Genomic DNA, 20,977 nt, shown 5'->3' on the forward strand with positions numbered 1-20,977 from the left:
GTATTCAGTCCAGCGCTTATTTACAAATGTGCAGAAGCCGTTAGGCAACGCGGTGAAAGTCATCGCCGGAATCGTTTCCACAACGTCCCGCAGACGCTTTTCCTGACTCTTGAGTCGATGAACGCGCCATCGATAAAGTGCCCAAAGCAGCGCACTAAAGACGGCGATGCACGACAATCGGAACCAGTAAGTTTGATAGTAGGCCGGGGTGACGTTCAAAGCGATCGCAGTTTCTGGCCCGTTCCACAGCCCCTCGCTGTTGCTGGCGACTAGCCGGAATCGATAGGAGCCGGGCCCAAGGTTCGTGTAAACGGCTTCTCGCGCTGCAACCGGCTGGCTCCAGCTACTGTCGAAACCTTCAAGAAAATATCGAAAGCGAATCCGCCCGGGCACCGCGAGGCTCAGCCCCGTGTACTCAAATGTGATTCGCCTGGGAGATGGAGGAATTTGAACGAAGGCGGCGAGGTTTGCGGTGTTGTTATCGGCGGTGATCGCCTCGATGTGAGGCAGCGCGGGAACTGAATTGTCATTGATCTGGGATGGATTAACAACCGACAAGCCGCCGCTGAGTGAAAACCAGATCTTGCCCGCCGAATCCGAGACCACCGATCGGCTCCGCTTAACTCCTTCAGTGCTCTCGAGACCATCGGCCTGGTCGTACTCGCGAACATCGACTGCTTTCACAACACCGCTTAGCAGTTTGTCGCGCGGAACGCGCAAAACATGATCTTCGGTCGCGATCCACAGCCAGCCGTTTTTGTCTTCTTCAATGCCGAATATTGGTGCTTGCAGGGACTCAGGTACTTCTCGGGGTACATGCACATGCCCATCACCGAGGTACGCGAGACCTTCGGCCGTTCCTATCCACAGGATTCTCGTTGAATCCTGCAGGAGGCAGTTGACATCCTCGGAGGGTAATCCGTCGTTGCCGGTATAGGTTCGCCACCCCTTATGCGACATGGCACTGACGCCATTCGGGGTCCCAAACCACATCGTTCCGTCAGGGCCCTCGGCAATCGACGAAATTGTGTTCGCCGCCAACCCGTCTGTAGTCGTGTAATTTGTGAAATGGCCGTTCTTTAACTCACTTACACCACGATTGAGGGTCCCGGACCAAACAGTACCATCACGACTACGATAGACCACGTACACCCTGTTTTGTGCGAGGCCGTCTGCCTGCGTGTAGGTCTTGGCTGTAAACGAATTGCCGGAGTAGCGCAGATGGGTGAGTCCACCCTGTTGTCGTCCCACCCAGACATCATCCTTGCCAGTGCCGGTAATGGAGTAGACGACATCGTTGGCGATCCCATCGGCCGTGACAACCCCGCTTTTTCCTTCCTTCAGCCATCGCAAACCGCCCTGAATGGGCGCAACCCAGGTGCGGCCGCCGGAGTCAACGTGCAATGGTCCCATACTCTGCGATTTCAAATTGGGAAGAGAGTACGTAACGAAGGCGCTGTCTCGCAGTTGCTCGAGGCCGCGCGCGCTACCGATCCATATGTTTCCCTCACGATCCTCGAAGAGCGCAGCTACCGGCCCAGTGGTTTCGTGAGCACTCACTAAAGAAACCCCGTTCGCGTTGTACCGAAACAGTCCGCGACTCGTGCCAACCCAGATGTTCGAGTCCCGGTCGCGAAGAATGGAACGTACGTCGAGATTGCGAAGAGATGACGGTACACCTGCCGAGGTAAGCTCTTTTCCATTCCAGCGCAGCACACCCTTCGCCGTTCCGACCCACAATTCTGAGTTTTGAAGAGGAAGAAGGCAGTTAATCTTCGTATCAACACGTCCATTCAAGGCGCTCAAAACACGGCCTTCCTGGAGATAGGAGAGCCCTCGACGCTCCGTGCCAAGCCAAATCTTTCCGTCGTCAGTCTGCGCCATGGCGATCACCACCGGCGCCGCTAGACGATCAAACCAACTAAAGGGAGTTGCTCGCTGGTCAGGAGCTTCGCTGTTCGCGACTCCTGCAGCGTCGGCGGGAAGAGCTGCGGACGACAGGCTTCGAAATCGGTTGTCACTATATGCGACAGTTCCCTCAGCTAATGACGAGAGCAAAACCGCACCCGATGTCCCCCGTGCCATTGCCGTTGTGCCGTTCTCAGACCAACCGCGGATAAGCTCGAAGTTCCCATTGTGATAACGAAAGACTATGGTGTTTTGTAACAATATCCAGAGGTGATCGCTTGCGTCAACCAGGAGTGTTCGCACGGGACCAATCAGCATTGGATCAGGGTGGGCCCGCTCGAACTGGTGAAAATTCAAACCGTCGAAACGAAAAAGACCTTTATCTGTCCCAATCCAGAGATAGCCATCGGAAGTCTGTGCGATGGCCGTTATAGATCCGCCCGGCAAACCTCTCTCAGTTCCCCACGAGTCGTGGAGATATTGCGACACGGTCCGGGTGGGATCGAGCGCAGACGCCGAAACAGCGAAGCAGACGACCGCGAGTCCGGCAATGGCACACCTGAGTAGCCAGCGCCTTCCAAAACCGTCCTCACGGTAGATATTCAAACTTCTCAACCACAACCTCGCTTGGCTTCTGCATAGGATTTTTGTCGGTCGCAACGACGAAAAATATCAGACGGGGTATTGCCTTACCCGGTGACGGTATGCCAGACGTGAACTCATGTTCAGCAACGAGTTGCGCTCCCGCACTTGCATATCTTCCGCGAAAGGTCTTGAAAGTTGCATGTCCAGATTCCCAGCGCAGGACATACGTCAAGGTGCCTGAGGGCGCCTTAAAAGCGAACAGGTTCCCAGGAATGTAGAGCGGTTGAATTACATATTGTGCATTGTTCTTATTCGCAGCGTCACGCCGGCCACCGACCTCTACGTCCATCTCGCGAAAGTGCTGCTCGCTAGCCCGTTCGTCGAAGATAAACATACTGAAGGCCGCGGCGGGTTCTAAGTGAGAAGTATCACGCACAGTTACCGAATACGTGCCGTACCCGAGACTGCGATTTAAGAATATTTCTGCACACGACCACATGCCCGATTTCTTCTTGATCTGCATGTGGAGCGCCCCGCTCGTATCGGTCCATGCATTTTCAGGATCGTAGAGGTTGTTCATGCCTCCCTTGTCACTTTCAATCATGCGAACACCCCAATCATAGCCGCTGAATTTAAGCGATCCGGTCGGGTCAAATTGCGGCGTTCCAACGCCCTTCACAATTGTCACGAGAGCAACGGAACCGCCTTGGGTCGGAGCTAAATCCAGGATGGGCGGCGGATGATAGTCCGGCTCCACCAATAACGCAGCATACTCAAATCCGAGATGAGTTTCCGTGCTCCACGTTGAGTCTGATTTGATGGGAATGAAGGGATGATCAGGCCAGGGCTGCACCCACCACGACCCGGCGTGTGCATAAATAACAATCTGCTGTTTTGGTCGAGCATTTCTTACCCGTCCAGAGATCGTGTCGACTCTTTCTCGTCCACCTTGTGCCGCCGGCGGAATATGGGTGAACTCGATCGAAGGTCCGGAATCGGCATTATGCGACCGGCAACTGCTCAGCGCGATGCAGAAAACCAGCAGCAGCGATCGCTGGAAGGAAACTGGGACCAACAGTCGAAGTTGCATGTGACTCCACAATAGACTACCGGATGCGCGAGGTGAGAGGCACCCTGCAGAGTGCTTGAACCGAAATTTTACCGCTCTGAGCCTCGGTGTGAACCCCTCAACGAGGTCCGACCACTGGCAAGATCATTCTTGTAGCAGACGATAACTCCCTAAGCCGTGAACTCATCAGAGAGCTGCTGGAAGGATCAGCCAGGTGGCCGAAAGTTCAGATTCCAGCAGATCTTTTTGGTATCGCACCACTCTCACTGACTTACACGCTCAGCGCCCTCCAACTTTTGGAATAAACGATAATGTGGCGCAAACGCCAATTTATGGTTTATTCGATACTGGAGACCGAGTCTTCGATGGCTCTGCCCACTGATTGCGAGCGAGTCCAAGGCAAACCGGTTCACAAGGAAGCTGGCACGCCTGAAACTGAACTACTCATTCAAGCGGTCACAGTACCTAGTTGGTTACTGATGCCAGTGGACCGACTTGACGAGGACCTGAGACGCGCTCCCTCCCGTGTTGTCACTTTCCAGAAGCATCTCGAAGTGTGGGATCTGTCCATTTGCCCGTTTTGCACTTCGGATAAGGTCCCGAATTCGATCTTTGTTAAAAAGTAGATCCGCGACACTCTCCGTACCCGCCTGAGAGGTTCCCTCTAGTATGAGGACCTCACCTTTGCTGTTCAGACCCGCTATAGATGCAAGAAGTCCGTAGATCTTATGGTCTCCATCTTTGCGTATCAATCTTGAGTGCTCGCCCGGCTGCGGCGCACGGTTCACAATGACGAAGGCACGACCGCCGGGTTCTTTCTCAAAGGAGAAGTCCATGTTCTCTTCGAAGAGTTCGACCCAGGGATTGGACTCATGCGCTCCGATGAGAATGACATTCGCATCCTTCAGATCGTTGGGACGAATGTCGCGAGCGAATTTGATATCCAGGGCTGCAGACTTTGGCCTGACGATCGCAGAAAGCTTCGTAGCTGTATTCGAGTCTACGACCGAGGTATAGCGTCGTGTCGCGAGATCGTCGATCGAGAAGGTATTGCTCCCAAATTGGTGCCGGTCGCGGACGTAATTACCGTTCAGGTACTCGCTTAAGGCGACCTGTCTTTCGACCGCGCGCTGGTACATCACCAGACCGCTGTCCCCGATGACGGCAATGGTTCGTGTATCTGGCTCAAACATGCGGTCGAGCAGTGGATTGTCCGCTGCGGTCTGGCCGGCGGGAGACTGTTCAGCGTGTAGCCGGTACAGATGGATACAGCAAGCCGCCAGTCCAAGAACAAGCACCGAAAGAGCACCGACGCTCAACCGCAGAAGGCGATTTCTATCAGCAGTCCCGGGGGCCTGGTCACTCGCTGGCTCTTCCTGATGCGGCACAGGCCTGGCAACGCTGTCGCCAATTGACGCAGAAGGGGACGGCACGAACACGGGCACATACCCCCCCTTGGGGATGGAAAGATGGAGCTGCTCGGCGACGCCTTCATTCAGGAAGTAATCTTCGAGCTTCGTTCGCAGGCGGACCGCGTGTGCTCGCACAATGCTGTCGGCAGATGCATCGTAATTCGGGTCTCTGTCAAAGACCTTAGCTCCGATCTCCTGCTCGCTGATCTGGTCGGCCCGGTCGGTCAGGGCCATGCGGCTGACGAACTTTAAGAACAGCACAAGCTTGGGAGAGCGAACAAATCCTGACGAGGAGGCAATCCGCAGCACAAGCTGCCATCGGGGATCAGCAGCTAAGAGCGCCCGGACCTCCTTCTTTTCTGGGGTCATTACGCTTGCAGGCATAGGTGAAAAATGCTCCCCGGCGGATGCTAAATACGTTAAATGAGGCTTGTGAACTGCTAGTAAATAGCTCATTCTAAGTAACATATGCCGCCAATTTGCTAAGCATCCGTAAAACTCCGCGGTTCGGCGACGATTCGCCGCTATGGTTGAAAGGCTTATTGACACAACTTCACACTGTGGAGCCCTCAAATGCTTTTTCCTGAACCTACCGGGCCACACCCGGTCAAATGGCGAAGCGTTTTGCTGTCGCTTTATCTTCTCTTGACCTCTGCGCAAGCCTGGTGCCAGTTCGACCAGGGCGTGGTCCTCGGCACACTCCGCGATACAGGCGGCCTGCCAATTTCCGGGGCAAAGGTGACGCTGACCAATACTGCCACCGGCACCTCACAGACCGTGACGTGCAAGGACGATGGCACCTACGTCTTCCCGACCGTCCGCATCGGCTCCTACACCGTCACCGCCGAGTCAGCCGGGTTCAGCCCTTCGAAAACGGATGTTTTCAATCTTTCGATTGGCAGCCGGCAGGAGGTGAACCTGACACTGAAGGCTGGGGGCGAAAACCAGACCGTAACGGTCACCGGCGCGGCCGAACTGCTGGAGACCTCGACCAGCGACAACGGACAGGTTATTGGCTCCAAGCAGATCGTGAACCTGCCCCTGAACGGCAGGAACTACGCCGACCTCGCTCTGCTGGTTCCGGGTGTGCGGCGGTCGTCTATTGCCGTTGCGGGTATCCTCAGCCGTGAAGGCGCCTTCGACGTGAACGGCCTCAACTCGATGGCGAATAACTTCCTCTTGGACGGCCTGGACAACAACGCCTACCAAACCGCGAACCAGGGCTACTCCAACGAGGCCATGGTGCCCTCTCCCGACGCCGTTCAGGAGTTCAAGGTCCAGACCGACAACTACAGCGCAGAGTTCGGCCGCGCGGCCGGCAGCATCGTCAACGTGTCCACCCGAAGCGGCACCAACCAGTTCCACGGCGTCGCTTACGACTACCTCCGCAATACCGTTCTGAACGCCTATGGCCCCTTCCTTGGCAACGGCATCAAACCGACACTGATTCAGAATCAGTTCGGCGGAACGCTGGGCGGCCCAATCAAGCACGACAAGCTCTTTTTCTTTGCAGACTATGAAGGGCTGCGCCACATCGATCGGGCGATCCAAAGCGCGGTTGTGCCCACAGCGCAACAGCGCCAGGGCATCTTCACGAACGCGGATGGAAGTCCGATCCCGCTCATCAATCCTGTCACCGGCGCCTCGTATGCGAACGGGGTTATACCTGCGAGTGATCAATCCGCCTTCGCGACGGCGGTGATGGCAGCGCTTCCTATGCCGAACGTCGCTGGCGCTACTCCAGGACAAAGCAACTACACCTCGCAACCCGCAAATACGGTGACCAGCGACAAGGGTGATATTCGTGGCGACTACTATCTGGGGCCGAAGAACACCTTCTTCGCGCGCTATAGCCAATTACATCAGCAGATCTTCAGTGCTCCCAACATTCAAGGGCTCGCCGGAGGCAACTCGAACGGAACGCTCTACAGCTACGTCAAGCAGGTCGCGGGCGGCTGGACGTACAACATTCATCCCAACAGCATTCTCGAAGTGCGACTTGGTCTCACCTGGACGCAGAGCGGTAAGAACCCTTACAACCTGGGTGCAAACAACCTGGTCGCCGGTTTCCAGAACATTCCCACTGACCCGACGATCGTTGGTGGCGTAAACACGCAGAGCGTTACTGGATTCAGCCAGTTCGGACGGCAGGCGACGAATCCGCAGTTCACAAACCCCCACCTCTATAACCCCAAGGTGAACTACTCCACCATCCGTGGTCGGCATAGCCTGAAGTTCGGTTATGAGTATGGATATATCGCTCAATCGATCTCGGACTTCCATCCGCAGTTCGGTGCCGACACCTATGCAGGCCAGTTCAGCCGCGCCAGTGGCGCGCAGGGCTCCACCGCCATTCTGCAACAGGCTTATAACCTTGCAGACTTCCTGGTCGGTGCACGGTCGCACTATGAGCTGAACAACCTTGCGACGATCACCTATCTACGCCGCCAGCACTTTGCCTATGCGCAGGATGATTGGCATGTCAACGATAAACTCACGCTGAACCTGGGGCTGCGCTATGAACTGGTGACGCCGTACTGGGAGAAGGATAACCACCTCGCTAACTTCGATCCCACCAGCAACTCACTCGTTCAAGCAAGCTCCGGGTCGTTGTACAAACGCGCCCTTCTCAATACCAAGACACTCAACTTCGCTCCTCGCGTCGGTTTTGCGTATCAGGTACGGCGGTCCACGGTGATCCGGGCCGGATATGCCATCAGCTACGCTCCCTTTTATCGTTTCGGTGGAGAAGGCACGCTCTCTTACAACGGTCCTTTCATCGTCGACGCTACCGTAGACCAGACGCCGCAATTCGGTCCCGGAGCTGCGAGCAAACCTTTGCCAAACTGCACAGCACAGTCTGCTCCGCTGAGCTGCTTCCGCACCACGCAACAGGGCTATGTCGATAACTTTGCAACAGCGGCGAACTTCTCCACGCTGCAGGCGCAGACCCGCTACATCCCCAAGGACGATCCCACGGCATACGTGCAGACCACCTATGTCAACGTGCAGCAGGAGATCACGCCTACACTCTCATTGGGCATTGGCTACCTCAACAACCACGGTTCACATATCCGCGTGCTCGGCGATTTCAACCAGGCCGCGACGCAATCGCCTGCCTGCGCCAACAACCCTGCCGCGTGCCTCACGCTGCAACAACGCCGGCCGATCAACAACTTCACCAACATTCTCGAGACCTTCGGTGGAGGTTTCCTGCAGTACAACGCACTGCAGGTGAAGCTGGAGAAGCGCTACTCGCAGGGTCTTCGGATCTTGAACTCGTTCACGTGGTCGCGGGCAATCAACAACGCGTCAGCCGATCTTGAATCGCAAAACGGTGATTCCCAAAACGTGAATATCCGAAACATCCGTGGGGATCGTGGTCCTTCTGGCTATAATCAGCCTTTGAATGACACCCTCTCGGCCTTGTGGGATCTGCCGTTCGGCACCGGAAGACGTTTCGGCAGCGATGCACCGCGGGCAGTGCGCGAGGTGCTCGGCGGATGGCAGCTCTCCGCGATCAGCACCGCCACCAGTGGTCTGCCTATCAACCTCACCTATTCGCCGACATCGAATCAGACCGTGAGCTCGACGAGCGGGGTCTATAGCTATCGGCCAAATCTGACCGGCAGTTTGCAATCCGTCTCCAACCCGCATAGCGCCTATCGAAAGACCAACACGGCTCTGTTGAACACGCTGAATGCGAGCGCTCTCAGCATCCCTACAGTCGATCAACCTTTCGGAAACGTTGGTAGAAATGCCCTGCGCGGACCGAGTTTTTACCAACTTGACCTTGGTCTGCACAAGCAATTCGGCCTCTGGTCGGACTCGAGCAATCTTGAGTTCCGGCTCGAAGGCTTCAATGTCCTGAACAAAACCAACTTCGCGAGTCCCGATTCGAACCGCAGCGATGGTGGTAACTTCGGAGCGTACACCGCCTCGAATGTTTACCCCTCGCGGCAGGTGCAGCTCGCACTTCGGCTCTCTTTCTAGAGCCAGGACGGCCCACATGGTCTCCCAGGGTGTGCCGTCCGCCTACGTCTCTTGACCGAAATTTCAGAGGAAACAATGATGCATAAGCCAATTGCTCTCGCAGCGATCATTGCTGCTGCCACACTGGGGATCCAGGCACAGGCACAGACCGCCGCTTCGCAGGACCAGCTTGTCCACTTGAATCAGATTCAAGTCATCGGAACACACAACAGCTATAACCGTGGCTTCGCTCCAAGTGAGGCAAAGTGGCTCCAGGAGAAGAATCCGAAGGCTTTTCAGGCGCTTGATTACGCACATGGACCCCTTGCCTCACAGCTGGATGGTGGCGTGCGCCAGATGGAAATAGACATCGCAGCCGATCCGCAAGGCGGCCGGTATTCTCATCCGCGAATTACAGATCTAGTGCGGGAGGCGAAACTCCCTGCAGATCCGGTATTCGATCCAACACACGAGATGGATAAGCCGGGTCTGAAGGTGATTCATATCGTCGACCTGAATGAACGCAGCAACTGTCAGCTCTTCGTTGAGTGCCTGAAGCAGGTGCATACCTGGTCGCAAGCGAATCCGCAGCACGTTCCAATCTTCTTGCTGATCGAGAACAAAGCGGGCGGCGTTGCCTCGATTCCCAACAGCGTCACAGCACCGCAGTTTACCGCAGCCGACTTCGATGAACTGGACGCTGAGATCCGATCGGTTTTCAGCCCTTCGGAGTTGATCGTGCCGGACCAGGTTCGCGGAACCTATCCAACGCTCGAGGCAGCAGTGCTGGCGGGTAATTGGCCGACGGTTGAGGCGTCGCGAGGCAAGGTTCTCTTTTTGATGGATCAGAAGCCCTCGGGGCCCATCTATACGGCGGGGCATCCCTCGCTCAAAGGCCGCATTCTGTTCACTAACTCGAGCCCGGGCCAACCGGATGCGGCGTTTGTCGAAGAGAACGAAGCGCCTGCCGATGAGATCAACTCCTTGGTCAAGCGCGGATATATTGTGCGTGCGCGCGCTGATGAAAACACGATCGCAGCTCGAACGAATGATACAAGGCGTCGCGACGAATTGCTTAAGAGCGGTGCGCAATTCATCAGCACGGATTACCCGGCTTTTGAAATGTCTAAGTGGACAGGGTATTCCGTTGCGCTTCCCGACGGGACAATCGCTCGATGCAATCCAGTGAATGCTCCAATCGGATGCAGGGATCAGCTGCTCGAACCGGCCCTAAGACCAACAAGTGGAGGCGCAAAAACTCGTCAGTAGTCCGCGACATATGGTCTATCATCGCACCGTGATTCTAAATAGATGCGCGCCTATCTCCGTTCGCAGGCCTTCGACATCAAGGCCGGCAAGGCGGAAAAGACGCGCACCGGCGACTACTCCTTCGAGATCAAAGACCCTGACGGCGGCACTGATCGAGTTCATGCAGACACTTTCCACGGGAATGGAGGCGCAGGCGGCGGGCAAGTTTCTGGCGGAGTCACGCGTCGCTCCGCGCATCTATCACGTCGGCTTCATGGTGGGCGCAGCCAGAAGTCGATGGACTTTACGGTAGGATCCTGGGCTTCAAGGAGACCTGGCGCGGCGGAGGCGATCCCAAGGTGCTCAGCTGGATCAACATGAAGTTCCCGACGGAGACGATTACGTCGAATTCATGCTCTATGGCGAGTTGCCAAACCCAAGCACATGGGGCGGCAAGAATCACACCTCGCTCGTCGTGCCGGACATTGCGAAGGCGATCGAAACACTCGAATCGCGCCCAGCGTTCAAGACCTATGACAAACCTCTCAAGATCGCGATCGGCGTCAACCGCAAGCGCCAGGTTAACCTGTAGGATCCGGACGGCACGCGCGTCGAACTGATGGAGCCCAACACGGTCACGGGTGAGCCAACGCCGCCTTCGACGGCTCCTCCGCCGACTCCGGTTCCCCGATAGTTGTCTAACGATGCGTGAGTGCTGCAATCATCTCTGCGAATGCGGGCCATCGTGCAGCAAGCTCGTCGCGGCCGGCTGAGTCGTAGTCTTCGTACTCGAAGCCTGGGCTTACGGTGCAGCCGAGCAGAGCCCATCGTCCGCCGGCAGCGAGCCGCGATCCCTGCCAGACGCCGCGCTCGACCAGAACCTGCGGGCGCTGGCCTTGGGTCAGGTCGTTTCCGATCACGATCGTTTGGCCGCTTCCGTCGGGATGCAATTGCAGCATCTCGACCGGATCTCCGGCGTAGAAGTGGAAGACCTCGTCGGAGCGAAGGCGGTGCATCTCGCTGAACGTCTCGGGCTCGAGGAGGTAGTAGATCGCCGTCGAGGTCCTGCGCGGGCTCGAGTAGCGACTGTCGCCGAATGCAGACGGTGCAACGGTCTCGGCGGCCGCGTAGGTCTGGACAAACCATCCTCCTTCGCGCGGGTGCGGCGCGAGTCCGAGGAGATGCTTCACTTCACTGGCAGTCATCACTTCCCTCTCACGTATTCTGGAGATGATCCTTTTTCATTCTATGCATCAGACGATTCAACAGACTTACGAGAGGCGGATGCTCTCACGACTGGAACACTACTTTGGCTTCGCCTCGCGAGGCACGAGCTGGCGCACCGAGATTCTCGCCGGCTTCACTACGTTCATTACGATGGCGTACATCATCTTCGTCAATCCTGCGATTCTGCACGAGACAGGAATGCCGATCGCCGCTGTCACCGCCGCAACCTGTCTGTGCGCGGCGTTCGGCAGCGTTCTGATGGGAGCGTTCGCCAATTATCCGCTGGCGCTCGCGCCGGGAATGGGCCTGAACGCTTACTTCACCTACACGGTCGTCAAAGCGATGCACGTTCCCTGGCAGACGGCGCTGGGAGCGGTCTTCCTCTCGGGCGTCATCTTCCTGGTACTGACGTTTACCGGGATTCGTCAGCTGCTGGTGAGCGCGATTCCGCATCAGCTTCATGCCGCTGTCGCAGGCGGAATCGGCCTCTTCATCGCCTTCATCGGATTCCGCAACGCGGGCATCATTGTTCCGAATCCTGCGACGACGGTCGCGCTTGGCAATCTTCGTTCTCCGGCGACCGCGCTTGCGCTGTTCGGGCTGGTGCTGATCGCCGTGCTGCAAGTGCTCCGCGTGCGCGCGGCCATGCTGATCGGAGTGCTCGGCACGATGCTTGCGGGCATTCTCCTCGGGCAGGTTCACTGGCAGCCGGTTCCCTACCACTTCTCGGCGCTGGGCGAGACGGCATTTCACCTCGACATTCCCGGAGCGCTGCGCATCGGCGCGGCCGAGATCGTCTTCGTCTTTCTCTTCGTCGATCTCTTCGACAACATCGGAACGCTGGTCGCAGTCTCCGAGCGCGCCGGGCTGATGACTCCGGACCATCAGATTCCGAGGCTGAACCGCATCTTCTTTGCCGATGCGACGGCGACGATCGTCGGCTCGCTCACCGGAACCAGCACCGTGACCAGCTACGTCGAATCGTCTGCGGGGGTCGCGGCGGGCGGACGAACCGGAGTGACCGCGATTGTGACCGGTCTGCTCTTTGCGCTTTCGCTGTTCATCGCTCCGCTTGTGGGAGCGATTCCGAGCTTCGCGACCTCGCCTGCGCTGATCCTCGTCGGAGGCCTGATGCTCACCGGGCTCGGGCAGATCAAGTGGAACGAGCCGGTGATCGCGATTCCGGCGTTCCTGACGGTGACGACGATTCCGCTGACGTGGTCGATCGCCGATGGGCTGAGCTTCGGGCTTACGAGCTACGCCGCCCTGGAGGTGCTGACCGGGCGGGCCAAGCGCTCGAACTGGATGCTGTACGTACTGGCGACGCTATTCCTGATGCGGTTTTTCTTTCTCCACCGGGGATGACCTCCCCCGGTGTCTTTCTTATAAGCCTATTGTTTTGTGTATTTTACGTCAAAAACATTGACGTAAAATATTGATTCCCGGCGGTTTATGGGTCAAAATCTTGATTCCACGGGTTACCGGAACAATATAACAAAGCCCCGGAGGTGTCTCCGGGGCTTTTTCTATTCCTATAACTACTGTAGCAGGTTGAAGGTAATTAATCGGCAACGTACATCGCTTTTATTTTCATCGTGTTACGCCAAATTTGGGCTTGACAAGACTTTTCCACAACCGCGTTAGTGGTTGAGCGAGGGCGGTGTCCGGCCGCTGTTGCTGGAGCTTGAAGCAGGTGCGGCTCCGGTACTGACTCCGTCTTGGACGGCCTGGAAGGAGATGACGGACTTCAGCGTCTCGTAGGGAACTCCGCTGAGCGGGACAAGATGGCCGTTGATGGCGAGCATCGGTGTCTGCTCGACCCCGACGTCCTGGGCGAGCTTGATGGATGCGCTGACGGCCTTCTTGGTCTCCTCGGTCGCGGCACAGGCGTCGATTGCGGCGGGATCGAGGCCAGCCTTGGTCACGGCGTCCTTCAGGGTCTGGTCGCCGGTATCAGGCGTAAGGGCAGCCTGCTTGCCGAAGACGTCAGCCGCGTAGGCGAAGAAGGCATCGTTCTTCTGCTTAGTTACACAGTAGCCGTAGGTCGCCGCCTTGTAGGCGAAGGGGTGAATCTCGGGGATGGGAAAGTTCTGGAAGACAACGCGCGCGTTGGGGAAGTCCTGAACGAGCCGGTCCATAGTGGCCTGGGCTTCCTTGCAGTGGGGGCACTGAAGGTCGGCAAACTCGACGAGCATCAGGTCCTTGTTGGAGGAACCGCGGTAGGCCCCGTCGGCGCGGTCCTGCAGGATCTTGCGGGCGTCGGCGAACGGTGTCGCTCCAAAGGGGATGACGGCAGAAGAGTCGGCGATGGCGTGCTTGCCGTCGGGAGTGACGAAGAAGGCCGTTGCGGCGACCTTGGCATTGGGGCCCTTATCGGAGACGTATACGACAACCTTGGTGACGCCGGGAGCCTGCGTCGTCTGGATGGCCTCAACGCGCCAGATGCGATTGGGGTCGTAGCCCCACAGCGATTTGAGGAAGGCGTTCACCGTGTCGACAGTCGGCGTCGAAGCGGTGAAGAACCGGGGATTGACCGGCGGAAAGGGGTCGGGACGGCTGGAGGGATCGAGCGTCTGCAACTGCAGGGGCTTGGGGGCGGGGGCGGCAGGCTGGGCAGGTTGGGCAGACTTGGGAGCCTGCTGCGGTGCGGGCGTGGCGGCGGCCTGCGCCAGAGCGATGCTGGCTGCACCGACGAACGGCACAAGGGCTGCCGATAGGATGTATGCTCTCTTCAAAACGAAACCTTCCTTTTGCTGCCGCGATACGCGGCTTCCTGCAGCTATTAGACCTGAACCTTGACGGCAATGGGAAATCTTCGCCCGGTGCCGAATGACTTCTGCGTGACCTTGAGAACGGGAGCGGCCTGCTGGCGCTTGTACTCGCTCTGTTCGACGAGCCTGAGAACGGATCGCACGAGAGCAACCTCGACGTTCTGCTCTTCGGCGATCTGTTCGGCAGAGAGGTAGCGCTCGACGTAGGCCTCGAGGATGGGGTCGAGGACGTCGTAAGGAGGGAGCGAATCGGTGTCGCGCTGGCCGGGGCGCAGCTCGGCCGATGGCGCCTTTTCGAGCGTTGATTGCGGGATGATCTCGCGGCCGCGATTGACGTAGTGCGAGAGCTCGTAGACGCGCGTCTTGTAGACGTCGCCGATGACGGCCAGCGCGCCGACCATATCGCCGTAGAGGGTGCAGTAGCCGACGGACATCTCGCTCTTGTTGCCGGTGGTAAGGACGAGCGCGCCGAACTTGTTGGACAGCGCCATCAGGAGCGTCCCGCGGATACGCGGCTGCAGGTTCTCTTCCGCGAGCCCGAAGGGGGTGCCGGAGAAGAGCGGATCGAGGACCTTCTGGAACTGCGCGAAGATGTCGTGGATGGGAAAGAGCTCGAAGCGGATGCCGAGGTTCTTCGCGAGCCTGCGGGCGTCGGAGATGGAGCCGAGCGAGGAGTACTCGGTCGGCATGCCAATGCCGACGACGTTGTCGGCTCCGAGTGCGTCGACCGCGATGGCGGCGACCAGGGCGGAGTCGATGCCGCCGCTGAGGCCGACGAGTACCTTGCTGAAGCCGCACTTGCGCACGTAGTCGCGCGTGCCGAGCACGAGAGCCCGCCAGACCTGGGCTATGTCGTCGCACGGAGCCGGCGCGGAGGGCACGGAGCTCGCCACGTCGACGAGGACAAGGTCCTCGGCAAAGCAAGCGGCGCGTGCGATCACCTCGCCGCTGGGGGCGAGCATCAGCGACGAGCCGTCGAAGACTAAGCCGTCGTTGCCGCCCACCTGGTTGACCATCAGGACGAAGGCGTTGTGGCGCTCGGCGATGGCCGCAAGCATGCGCTGTCGGACCTGGGGCTTGCCCTGGTTGAAGGGCGAGGCGGAGATGTTGAGGATGAGCCGCGGGTGACCGTCGAGCGCGGCGGACTGCGCCTGCCACTGCCGCATGAGCGCGTCTACGGGATCGTCGGGGTAGAGCTGGCGTGGCCAGAAGCCCTTGTCGTTCCAGGCATCCTCGCAGACTGTGATGGCGATCGGCTGGCCCGCGATCTCTGTGAGTGACTGCGACGCGGCGGGCTCAAAGTAACGCTGCTCGTCGAAGACGTCGTAGAAGGGCAGCAGCTTCTTCTGCTGGACGAAGGCGACCTTCCCCGCGGAGAGCAGGACGGCAACGTTGCGAACGCGCTTGCCTACGGGCGAGTGATCGGGCATCACCGAGCCGACGAGAATGGCAGGACGGCCAGGGCCGGCGGGCTGGTTCGCTGTCCAGGCAGCGATCTCGTCGATGGCCTCGCAGGCGCGAGCGACGAAGGCAGATTTTTCAAGGAAGTCGGCGGGAGGGTAGCCGCAGACGGCGAGCTCGGGAAAGACGGCGAGGTCTGCGCCCTGCTCGGCAGCGCGGGCTGCGTATTCAAGGATCCTGTTCGTGTTGCCGGTGAAGTCCCCCACCGTGGGGTTGATCTGCGCCAGAGCTATCTTCACAGTTCAAGTCTAACGCCCGAGCGGAGCCGTCGTCAGCTGCCTGTGCCGGAGACGACAACGCCGAGGGTGCGGGCGAGGATCTTCATATCCAGCCACAGGCTCCAGTTCTCGACGTAGGCCGTGTCGAGTGAGATGTAGCTGTCGAAGGATGGGTCCTGGCGGGCCTCCACCTGCCACAGGCCTGTGATGCCGGGCAGAACGTTGAGACGGCGGAGATGCGAGAGATCGTACTGCTCGACCTCATGTGCGATGGGAGGACGTGGGCCGACGAGGCTCATGTCGCCGCGCAGGACGTTGTAGAACTGCGGCAGCTCATCGAGGGAGTACTTCCGCAGGAAGCTGCCGATGCGCGTGACGCGCGGGTCGTTTGCGATCTTGAAGAGCACGCTGTCACGCTCGTTCATGTGAGCAAGCTGGTCCTTGAGCTTGTCGGCGTTTGCGACCATGGTGCGGAACTTGTAGCAGGAGAAGGTGCGTCCCTTGCGACCAATGCGATTCGCGCGATAGAAGATCGGGCCCTCGGAGTCCATCCGGACCGCGATGGCGAGAGCCAGCATGATGGGCGACAGCACGAACAGCGCGATCGAAGAGACGGTGATGTCGAGAACGCGCTTGAGCAGGAAGGCGCCGATGGGAAAGTCGCGGCGGTGCAGCGGAATCGTTGGGAACTGACCGATGTATTCGACTGGCGCGTTCCATGCGAGGCCGTCGTAGAGGTCGGGAACGACGCGGACGTCGATGCCCGCCAGCCGAGCCTCTTCGACCATGCTGATGACGAGCTTCTTGTCGCCGGGGACCGAGAAGAAGATCTCATCGACGAAGAGTGAGCGGGCCAGCGAGAGGCAGTTGCGCACATCGCCGATCACGTCGGCGTCACCGCTCTCGGCTTCGCGCTCGGTGAGGGCAACAAAGCCCTTGAACCGGAAGCCGAGGTGCTGGAGCGAATCAAGATGGTTACGTAAAGCATGAGCGACGCGTCCGGCTCCCACGATCAGAACATTGCGGGTCTCGATCCCGGCGCGGCAGCGCCGATAGACCACGCGGCGCCACACTGCGCGGCGAATCGAGAGCAGCACCGTCGAAAACGCGATCATAAGCATGACAACGAGCCGCGAAACAGCGTTGCCGTTGGAGAGATACAGCGTTCCGCAGAGAAGAAGGCCCGAGGTCAGCGATGCCTGAATCGTCATGCGCTGTTCATGCAGGCCGCTGCGGTTCTGAATGGGCCCGTAGAGCCCGTAAGACCGCGTGAAGAAGATGAGGCACACCGCAAACCAGCAGAAATAAAAGACCAGCAGGCGCGGTGAAGCGTGAAACAGATGCGGAACAACCGAATATGGAGGAACCTCAGCCGGGAGGGCAACATGCACGCGCAGGGCGAGAATGCCCGCGAGCAACACGGTCATCAGGTCAAGAGAGGCCCAGACAAGACTCGTGACCGATGGCCGGCGAAAGATGCCGAAGCTCGTTGAGTATGCCTGCCGGCTTCTGGCCGACGTCTTTCGCCCCGAGATGATTACTTGTTGTAGATAGTCCGGTGTCGCCATCGCGAACGCCTCTCAACCGTTTTCCCCAGGCTTGAAAGATTGGTTGAGACGTACCGCTGCGACGGCAGGCGCTCCCCAAACAAAAACACAGTTTTGCAATTCGCCACTATTCGCTACGCGAAGGTTGCTCGCGATTACTAATGCAGCATGTACAACCTGTTAGCTAGTTGCAGAATATCCGGTGGCATTTGAATAATGCAACCGGGGCACTCACAATCTTTATAGAGGAAACTAATCTATCTACACGATTCCACAAAGGTGTGATGGCGGCGCACTGTGGTTGCTGGTATGACTATTTAAAATGGGGAACTATGCCCCTGTAACCAAACGGATTCCCCTTCAAACAGTCGGCATCACGAGCTCATCGAGTAAGAGGAACTCCTTGAGAACCGGGTCGTCACTGCGCTCCATCTCCTCCATGGTGCCGAAGAAGTGAGCCCTGCCGGCATGGAGAAAGACAACGCGATCGGCCAGCTTCTTCGCGAACCGCATGTCGTGTGTTACGACGATGCTCGTCAGGTGAAGCTGCTGCTTGAGTCGCTCGATGAGGTCGCCGAGAAGGTGCGCCATCAGCGGATCCACCATCGTGGTCGGCTCATCGTAAAGAACAGCCTCGGGCTGCGCCGCCAGCGCGCGGGCGATGGCAATCGAGCGCTTCATGCCGGTCGAGAGATCGGAAGGCAGCAGGTTCTCCATTCCGGCGACGCCGACCATCTCAAGTAGTCCTTTGACTACCTGCAGGATCTGCTCCTCTACCAGGTCCCCACGCTCGCGTAGAGGAAAGGCAACGTTCTCGCCGACCGTGATGGAATCGAAGAGAGCGCCGTTCTGGAAGACCATCGTTACCTTGCGCCGGACCTCCTGCATCTGCCGTTCGTCATAACCGGTAATGTCGTCGCCGGCCACCCGGATGATTCCGCTGTCGGGCTTCAGAAAACCCATCAGCATCTGCAGCGAGACGGACTTGCCGACGCCGCTGCGTCCGAGAATGCACAGCGTTTCGCCCGGAAGCACGCAGAAGCTGACGTCCTCAAGCACGACAAGGCTGCCAAAGGACTTAGAGACATGCTCGAAGGAGATATAGGAACCGGGTTTGTCGCGGACCTCGGGCACAGCACCATTCGCTGCCTCATTCTGTTGCGCCGCCTGGTCCATAAACTCCTCGACGGCAGGCGCCACGTCGGCCGAGACATCGGCCGTAAGCGAACTCTCCTCGGGCTGGTCAAGCTGACCATCGGAGACGTGCCCGGAGGCGTCGGGGCCATTCTTCTCGACCGTGTCGCGTTTGTTGCGCCCGTCAGGATGCCTCACCGGCTCCTTCTCGTTCACGTTGTCCCGGGACTCGTCCATGCTGATCCAATCCTTTCACCGCTATTGTCCCATCTCACGCGAAAAGAGAGTACGGCCGGTCCGCCACTCAGGTATCGAGTGCGTCCACGTGCCGCTCCGCCTCGGCGAACTCCTCAGGCGTATTCAGGTTCGCAAACCAGAGATGCCGCGCGCGCTGCTGAGCCTCGCTAAGGGTCCACGGATCGCCGCCAGACTCGCCCGCGGACAGGGCGATCCCGGCTCGATCGTCCCACTCCCGGTTCAGCAGCACCTCGCGGACATGCGCGCCCTGCTTCAGCGCAAGTTCTACTGCGGCCGCTTCAAACACCGTATAGAGCTTGAACGTCCTCTGTTCGACTGCGGTTCTCACAAACGGCGCAAGCTCCCGATGCAGAAGGCAGAGCGCCGCCTGGGCGAGACCCTCGACGGTAAACAGCGCCGCGCGCGCCTTGGGCAGCTCCACAACGCTGCGCATCCATCGCTCCAGCAGAATGGCCGGAAGAAACGGCATGTCGACGGGAAGCACAAGCGTCCAATCGCAACGCGAATGCGCAAGCGCTGCCTCCATTCCACTCACCGGACCGCAGCCCGGATGCAGATCCGGAACGAGCGGCGCAAACTCCGCCAGCTCGGGACGGTCGCTGAGGATGTGGACCTCACCGGTTAGCCGTCTCAGCTTGCGAACAGCATGCTGCACCAGCGGCTCTCCTCCGAGTTGGAGCAGCGCCTTGTCGCGCCCCATGCGCGTGCTGCGCCCCCCCGCCAGCACATAGCCTCCAACAAGGCGCTCCTCGCGCAGCTCCGGCATCATGCACTCACTGCGGCGAAGAAGCGCACGATCGACTCGATGCCGCGATGGAAGTTCGCGAGGTGAAACTTCTCATTGGGTGCATGCAGGTTATCGTCGGGCAGACCGAAGCCCATCATCAGCGTCGGAATCTTCAACTCGCGCACAAAATCGCCGACGATGGGAATCGAGCCGCCGCCGCGCACGAAGACCGTCTCCGTGCCGAAGACCTCGCGCATCGCTCCCGTGGCCGCCTGCACGTAAGGGTTGTCGGTCGAGACGACGATCGGGTCGCCCGAATGAATCATCCGCACCGTCACCTCAACGCCACGCGGCACAATCGATTCGACGTAGGCCTTGTACTTCACGAACGTCTCCGCCGGGGTCTGGTCGGGCACCAGGCGCATGCTGACCTTTGCCAACGCCTTTGCCGGTATCACCGTCTTGGCGCCCGCGCCGACAAAGCCGCCCGGCATCCCATGCACATCCAGCGTAGGTCGAGCCCACGTGCGCTCGAGCACACTGTAGCCCGCCTCGCCGGTGAGTTCGCGCGATCCAACCTCAGTCTCGCGATAATGTTCCTCGTCGAACGGCAGTGCCTTCCATGCCTTGAGCTCGTCTGCTGTGGGCGTGGCGACCTTGTCGTAGAAGCCGGGGATGAGAACGCGCCCGTTGTCGTCCTTCAGCTTCGCGATGATCTGGGCAAGCGCGACAAAGGGATTCGGCGCTGCGCCGCCGTACATTCCGGAGTGCAGATCGGTCCGCGCGCCGCGCACCTCGATCTCCGTGTAGATCATGCCGCGCAATCCGACACAGAGCGTTGGAAGTTCAGGCGCAAACATCTCGGTGTCGCTAACGAGCGCGACATCGGCGCGAAGCTGATCGCCGTGCTCGCGGACGAAGCGCGCAATTCCCTCTCCGCCTACCTCCTCCTCACCTTCGATGATCACGCGCACATTCACCGGCAGCTTGCCGTCGTTCGCTGCAAAGAGCGACTCGAGCGCCTTGACGTGCATCCACATCTGGCCCTTGTCGTCGACTGCGCCGCGAGCGTAGAGATTGCCGTTGCGCTCGGTCGGATCGAAGGGCGGCGTCGTCCACTCATTGAGCGGCTCGGCGGGCTGCACGTCGTAGTGGCCGTAGCAGAGCACCGTCGGCCTGCCCTCCGCATGAAGCCAGTCGGCATAGACGAGAGGGTGGCCGCCTGGGTGCTCCGGCGTCTTCGTCTCGATCAGCCGGACGTTCTCCATGCCGATGCGGCGAAGCTCTGCGGCCACAAACTCGGCGGCGCGGCGAACGTCTGCCGCGTGCTCGGGAAGCGTCGAGATGGATGGGATTCGCAGAAGCTCCTTCAGCTCCTCGACAAATCTCTCGCCGTTCTGTCTGCCAAACTCGATCGCCGCCTTGTTTTCTACCATGCCT

Annotated in this window: 15 protein-coding genes and 1 pseudogene; 5 read left to right on the forward strand and 11 right to left on the reverse strand. The window is 59.0% G+C overall.

Annotated elements, in window-relative coordinates; translation table 11 throughout:
* The 4 genes and pseudogenes from Q363_RS04985 to Q363_RS04995 form a co-directional block, all read right to left on the reverse strand.
* Positions 1-1,884 (reverse strand): ligand-binding sensor domain-containing protein (locus Q363_RS04985; RefSeq protein ID WP_281175971.1); only part of this gene is annotated, 1,884 nt, incomplete at its 3' end.
* Positions 1,885-2,295: 411 nt separating this feature from the next.
* A pseudogene (locus tag Q363_RS46095) lies at positions 2,296-2,397 on the reverse strand (two-component regulator propeller domain-containing protein); the annotation flags it as partial.
* Positions 2,398-2,497: 100 nt separating this feature from the next.
* Positions 2,498-3,583, reverse strand: coding sequence for a LamG domain-containing protein (locus Q363_RS04990; RefSeq protein WP_051978390.1), 1,086 nt, complete (start codon positions 3,581-3,583; stop codon positions 2,498-2,500).
* A 452-nt stretch (positions 3,584-4,035) separates the two neighbouring features.
* A complete protein-coding gene (locus Q363_RS04995) occupies positions 4,036-5,523 on the reverse strand; it encodes a hypothetical protein (protein ID WP_157466546.1) in 1,488 nt (495 codons plus the stop codon).
* Between the two features lie 24 nt (positions 5,524-5,547).
* Between Q363_RS04995 and Q363_RS05000 the strand changes: the two genes are divergently transcribed.
* The 4 genes from Q363_RS05000 (at position 5,548) to Q363_RS35720 (ending at position 10,786) form a co-directional block, all read left to right on the forward strand.
* On the forward strand, positions 5,548-8,967 hold the full coding sequence (locus tag Q363_RS05000; RefSeq protein WP_051978391.1) for a TonB-dependent receptor: 3,420 nt from the start codon (positions 5,548-5,550) through the stop codon (positions 8,965-8,967).
* Positions 8,968-9,042: 75 nt separating this feature from the next.
* Positions 9,043-10,215, forward strand: a complete 1,173-nt coding sequence (locus Q363_RS05005; protein ID WP_342667388.1) for a phosphatidylinositol-specific phospholipase C1-like protein — start codon at positions 9,043-9,045, stop codon at positions 10,213-10,215.
* A gap of 160 nt (positions 10,216-10,375) precedes the next feature.
* Positions 10,376-10,507, forward strand: a complete 132-nt coding sequence (locus Q363_RS45345) for a hypothetical protein (RefSeq protein WP_281175972.1) — start codon at positions 10,376-10,378, stop codon at positions 10,505-10,507.
* 99 nt (positions 10,508-10,606) lie between these two features.
* A complete protein-coding gene (locus Q363_RS35720) occupies positions 10,607-10,786 on the forward strand; it encodes a hypothetical protein (RefSeq protein ID WP_051978393.1) in 180 nt (59 codons plus the stop codon).
* Between the two features lie 106 nt (positions 10,787-10,892).
* Here Q363_RS35720 and Q363_RS05015 read toward each other — a convergent pair whose 3' ends face one another.
* Entirely contained in the window at positions 10,893-11,399 is a 507-nt protein-coding gene (locus Q363_RS05015; RefSeq protein ID WP_035348365.1) for a cupin domain-containing protein, read from the reverse strand.
* 79 nt (positions 11,400-11,478) lie between these two features.
* On the opposite strand from Q363_RS05015, the gene Q363_RS05020 reads away from it, so the two are divergent.
* Positions 11,479-12,786, forward strand: coding sequence for an NCS2 family permease (locus tag Q363_RS05020; RefSeq protein WP_035348566.1), 1,308 nt, complete (start codon positions 11,479-11,481; stop codon positions 12,784-12,786).
* Between the two features lie 275 nt (positions 12,787-13,061).
* Here Q363_RS05020 and Q363_RS05025 read toward each other — a convergent pair whose 3' ends face one another.
* The 6 genes from Q363_RS05025 to Q363_RS05050 form a co-directional block, all read right to left on the reverse strand.
* Positions 13,062-14,156, reverse strand: coding sequence for a DsbA family protein (locus tag Q363_RS05025; RefSeq protein ID WP_245632048.1), 1,095 nt, complete (start codon positions 14,154-14,156; stop codon positions 13,062-13,064).
* A 47-nt stretch (positions 14,157-14,203) separates the two neighbouring features.
* Complete coding sequence (locus tag Q363_RS05030; RefSeq protein WP_035348367.1) at positions 14,204-15,892, reverse strand: NAD+ synthase; 1,689 nt, start codon at positions 15,890-15,892, stop codon at positions 14,204-14,206.
* 32 nt (positions 15,893-15,924) lie between these two features.
* Positions 15,925-17,439 (reverse strand): sugar transferase, encoded by a 1,515-nt coding sequence (locus Q363_RS05035; protein WP_035348368.1) that lies wholly within the window; start codon positions 17,437-17,439, stop codon positions 15,925-15,927.
* A 339-nt stretch (positions 17,440-17,778) separates the two neighbouring features.
* Complete coding sequence (locus Q363_RS05040) at positions 17,779-18,789, reverse strand: ABC transporter ATP-binding protein (RefSeq protein ID WP_084080025.1); 1,011 nt, start codon at positions 18,787-18,789, stop codon at positions 17,779-17,781.
* A gap of 67 nt (positions 18,790-18,856) precedes the next feature.
* Positions 18,857-19,579 carry a molybdenum cofactor guanylyltransferase gene (mobA, locus tag Q363_RS35725; protein ID WP_051978394.1) on the reverse strand — a complete coding sequence of 241 codons (723 nt, stop codon included), beginning with the start codon at positions 19,577-19,579 and terminating at the stop codon, positions 18,857-18,859.
* The gene (locus Q363_RS05050; RefSeq protein ID WP_035348370.1) at positions 19,576-20,973 is read right to left on the reverse strand and encodes a dipeptidase; all 1,398 of its coding nucleotides are present in this window, start codon (positions 20,971-20,973) and stop codon (positions 19,576-19,578) included. The genes mobA and Q363_RS05050 overlap by 4 nt, the downstream gene beginning before the upstream one ends.
* Positions 20,974-20,977 lie beyond the last annotated feature (4 nt).

Source organism: Edaphobacter aggregans DSM 19364, assembly GCF_000745965.1.
Taxonomy (GTDB): Bacteria; Acidobacteriota; Terriglobia; order Terriglobales; family Acidobacteriaceae; genus Edaphobacter; species Edaphobacter aggregans.

Coding starts and splice junctions, on each gene's coding strand:
- Q363_RS04990 (WP_051978390.1), bottom strand. CDS start 3,583: ATGCAACTTCGACTGTTGGTCCCAGTTTCCTTCCAGCGATCGCTGCTG.
- Q363_RS05000 (WP_051978391.1), top strand. CDS start 5,548: ATGCTTTTTCCTGAACCTACCGGGCCACACCCGGTCAAATGGCGAAGC.
- Q363_RS05005 (WP_342667388.1), top strand. CDS start 9,043: ATGATGCATAAGCCAATTGCTCTCGCAGCGATCATTGCTGCTGCCACA.
- Q363_RS45345 (WP_281175972.1), top strand. CDS start 10,376: ATGCAGACACTTTCCACGGGAATGGAGGCGCAGGCGGCGGGCAAGTTT.
- Q363_RS35720 (WP_051978393.1), top strand. CDS start 10,607: ATGCTCTATGGCGAGTTGCCAAACCCAAGCACATGGGGCGGCAAGAAT.
- Q363_RS05015 (WP_035348365.1), bottom strand. CDS start 11,399: ATGACTGCCAGTGAAGTGAAGCATCTCCTCGGACTCGCGCCGCACCCG.
- Q363_RS05020 (WP_035348566.1), top strand. CDS start 11,479: ATGCTCTCACGACTGGAACACTACTTTGGCTTCGCCTCGCGAGGCACG.
- Q363_RS05035 (WP_035348368.1), bottom strand. CDS start 17,439: ATGGCGACACCGGACTATCTACAACAAGTAATCATCTCGGGGCGAAAG.
- Q363_RS05040 (WP_084080025.1), bottom strand. CDS start 18,789: ATGGACGAGTCCCGGGACAACGTGAACGAGAAGGAGCCGGTGAGGCAT.
- mobA (WP_051978394.1), bottom strand. CDS start 19,579: ATGATGCCGGAGCTGCGCGAGGAGCGCCTTGTTGGAGGCTATGTGCTG.
- Q363_RS05050 (WP_035348370.1), bottom strand. CDS start 20,973: ATGGTAGAAAACAAGGCGGCGATCGAGTTTGGCAGACAGAACGGCGAG.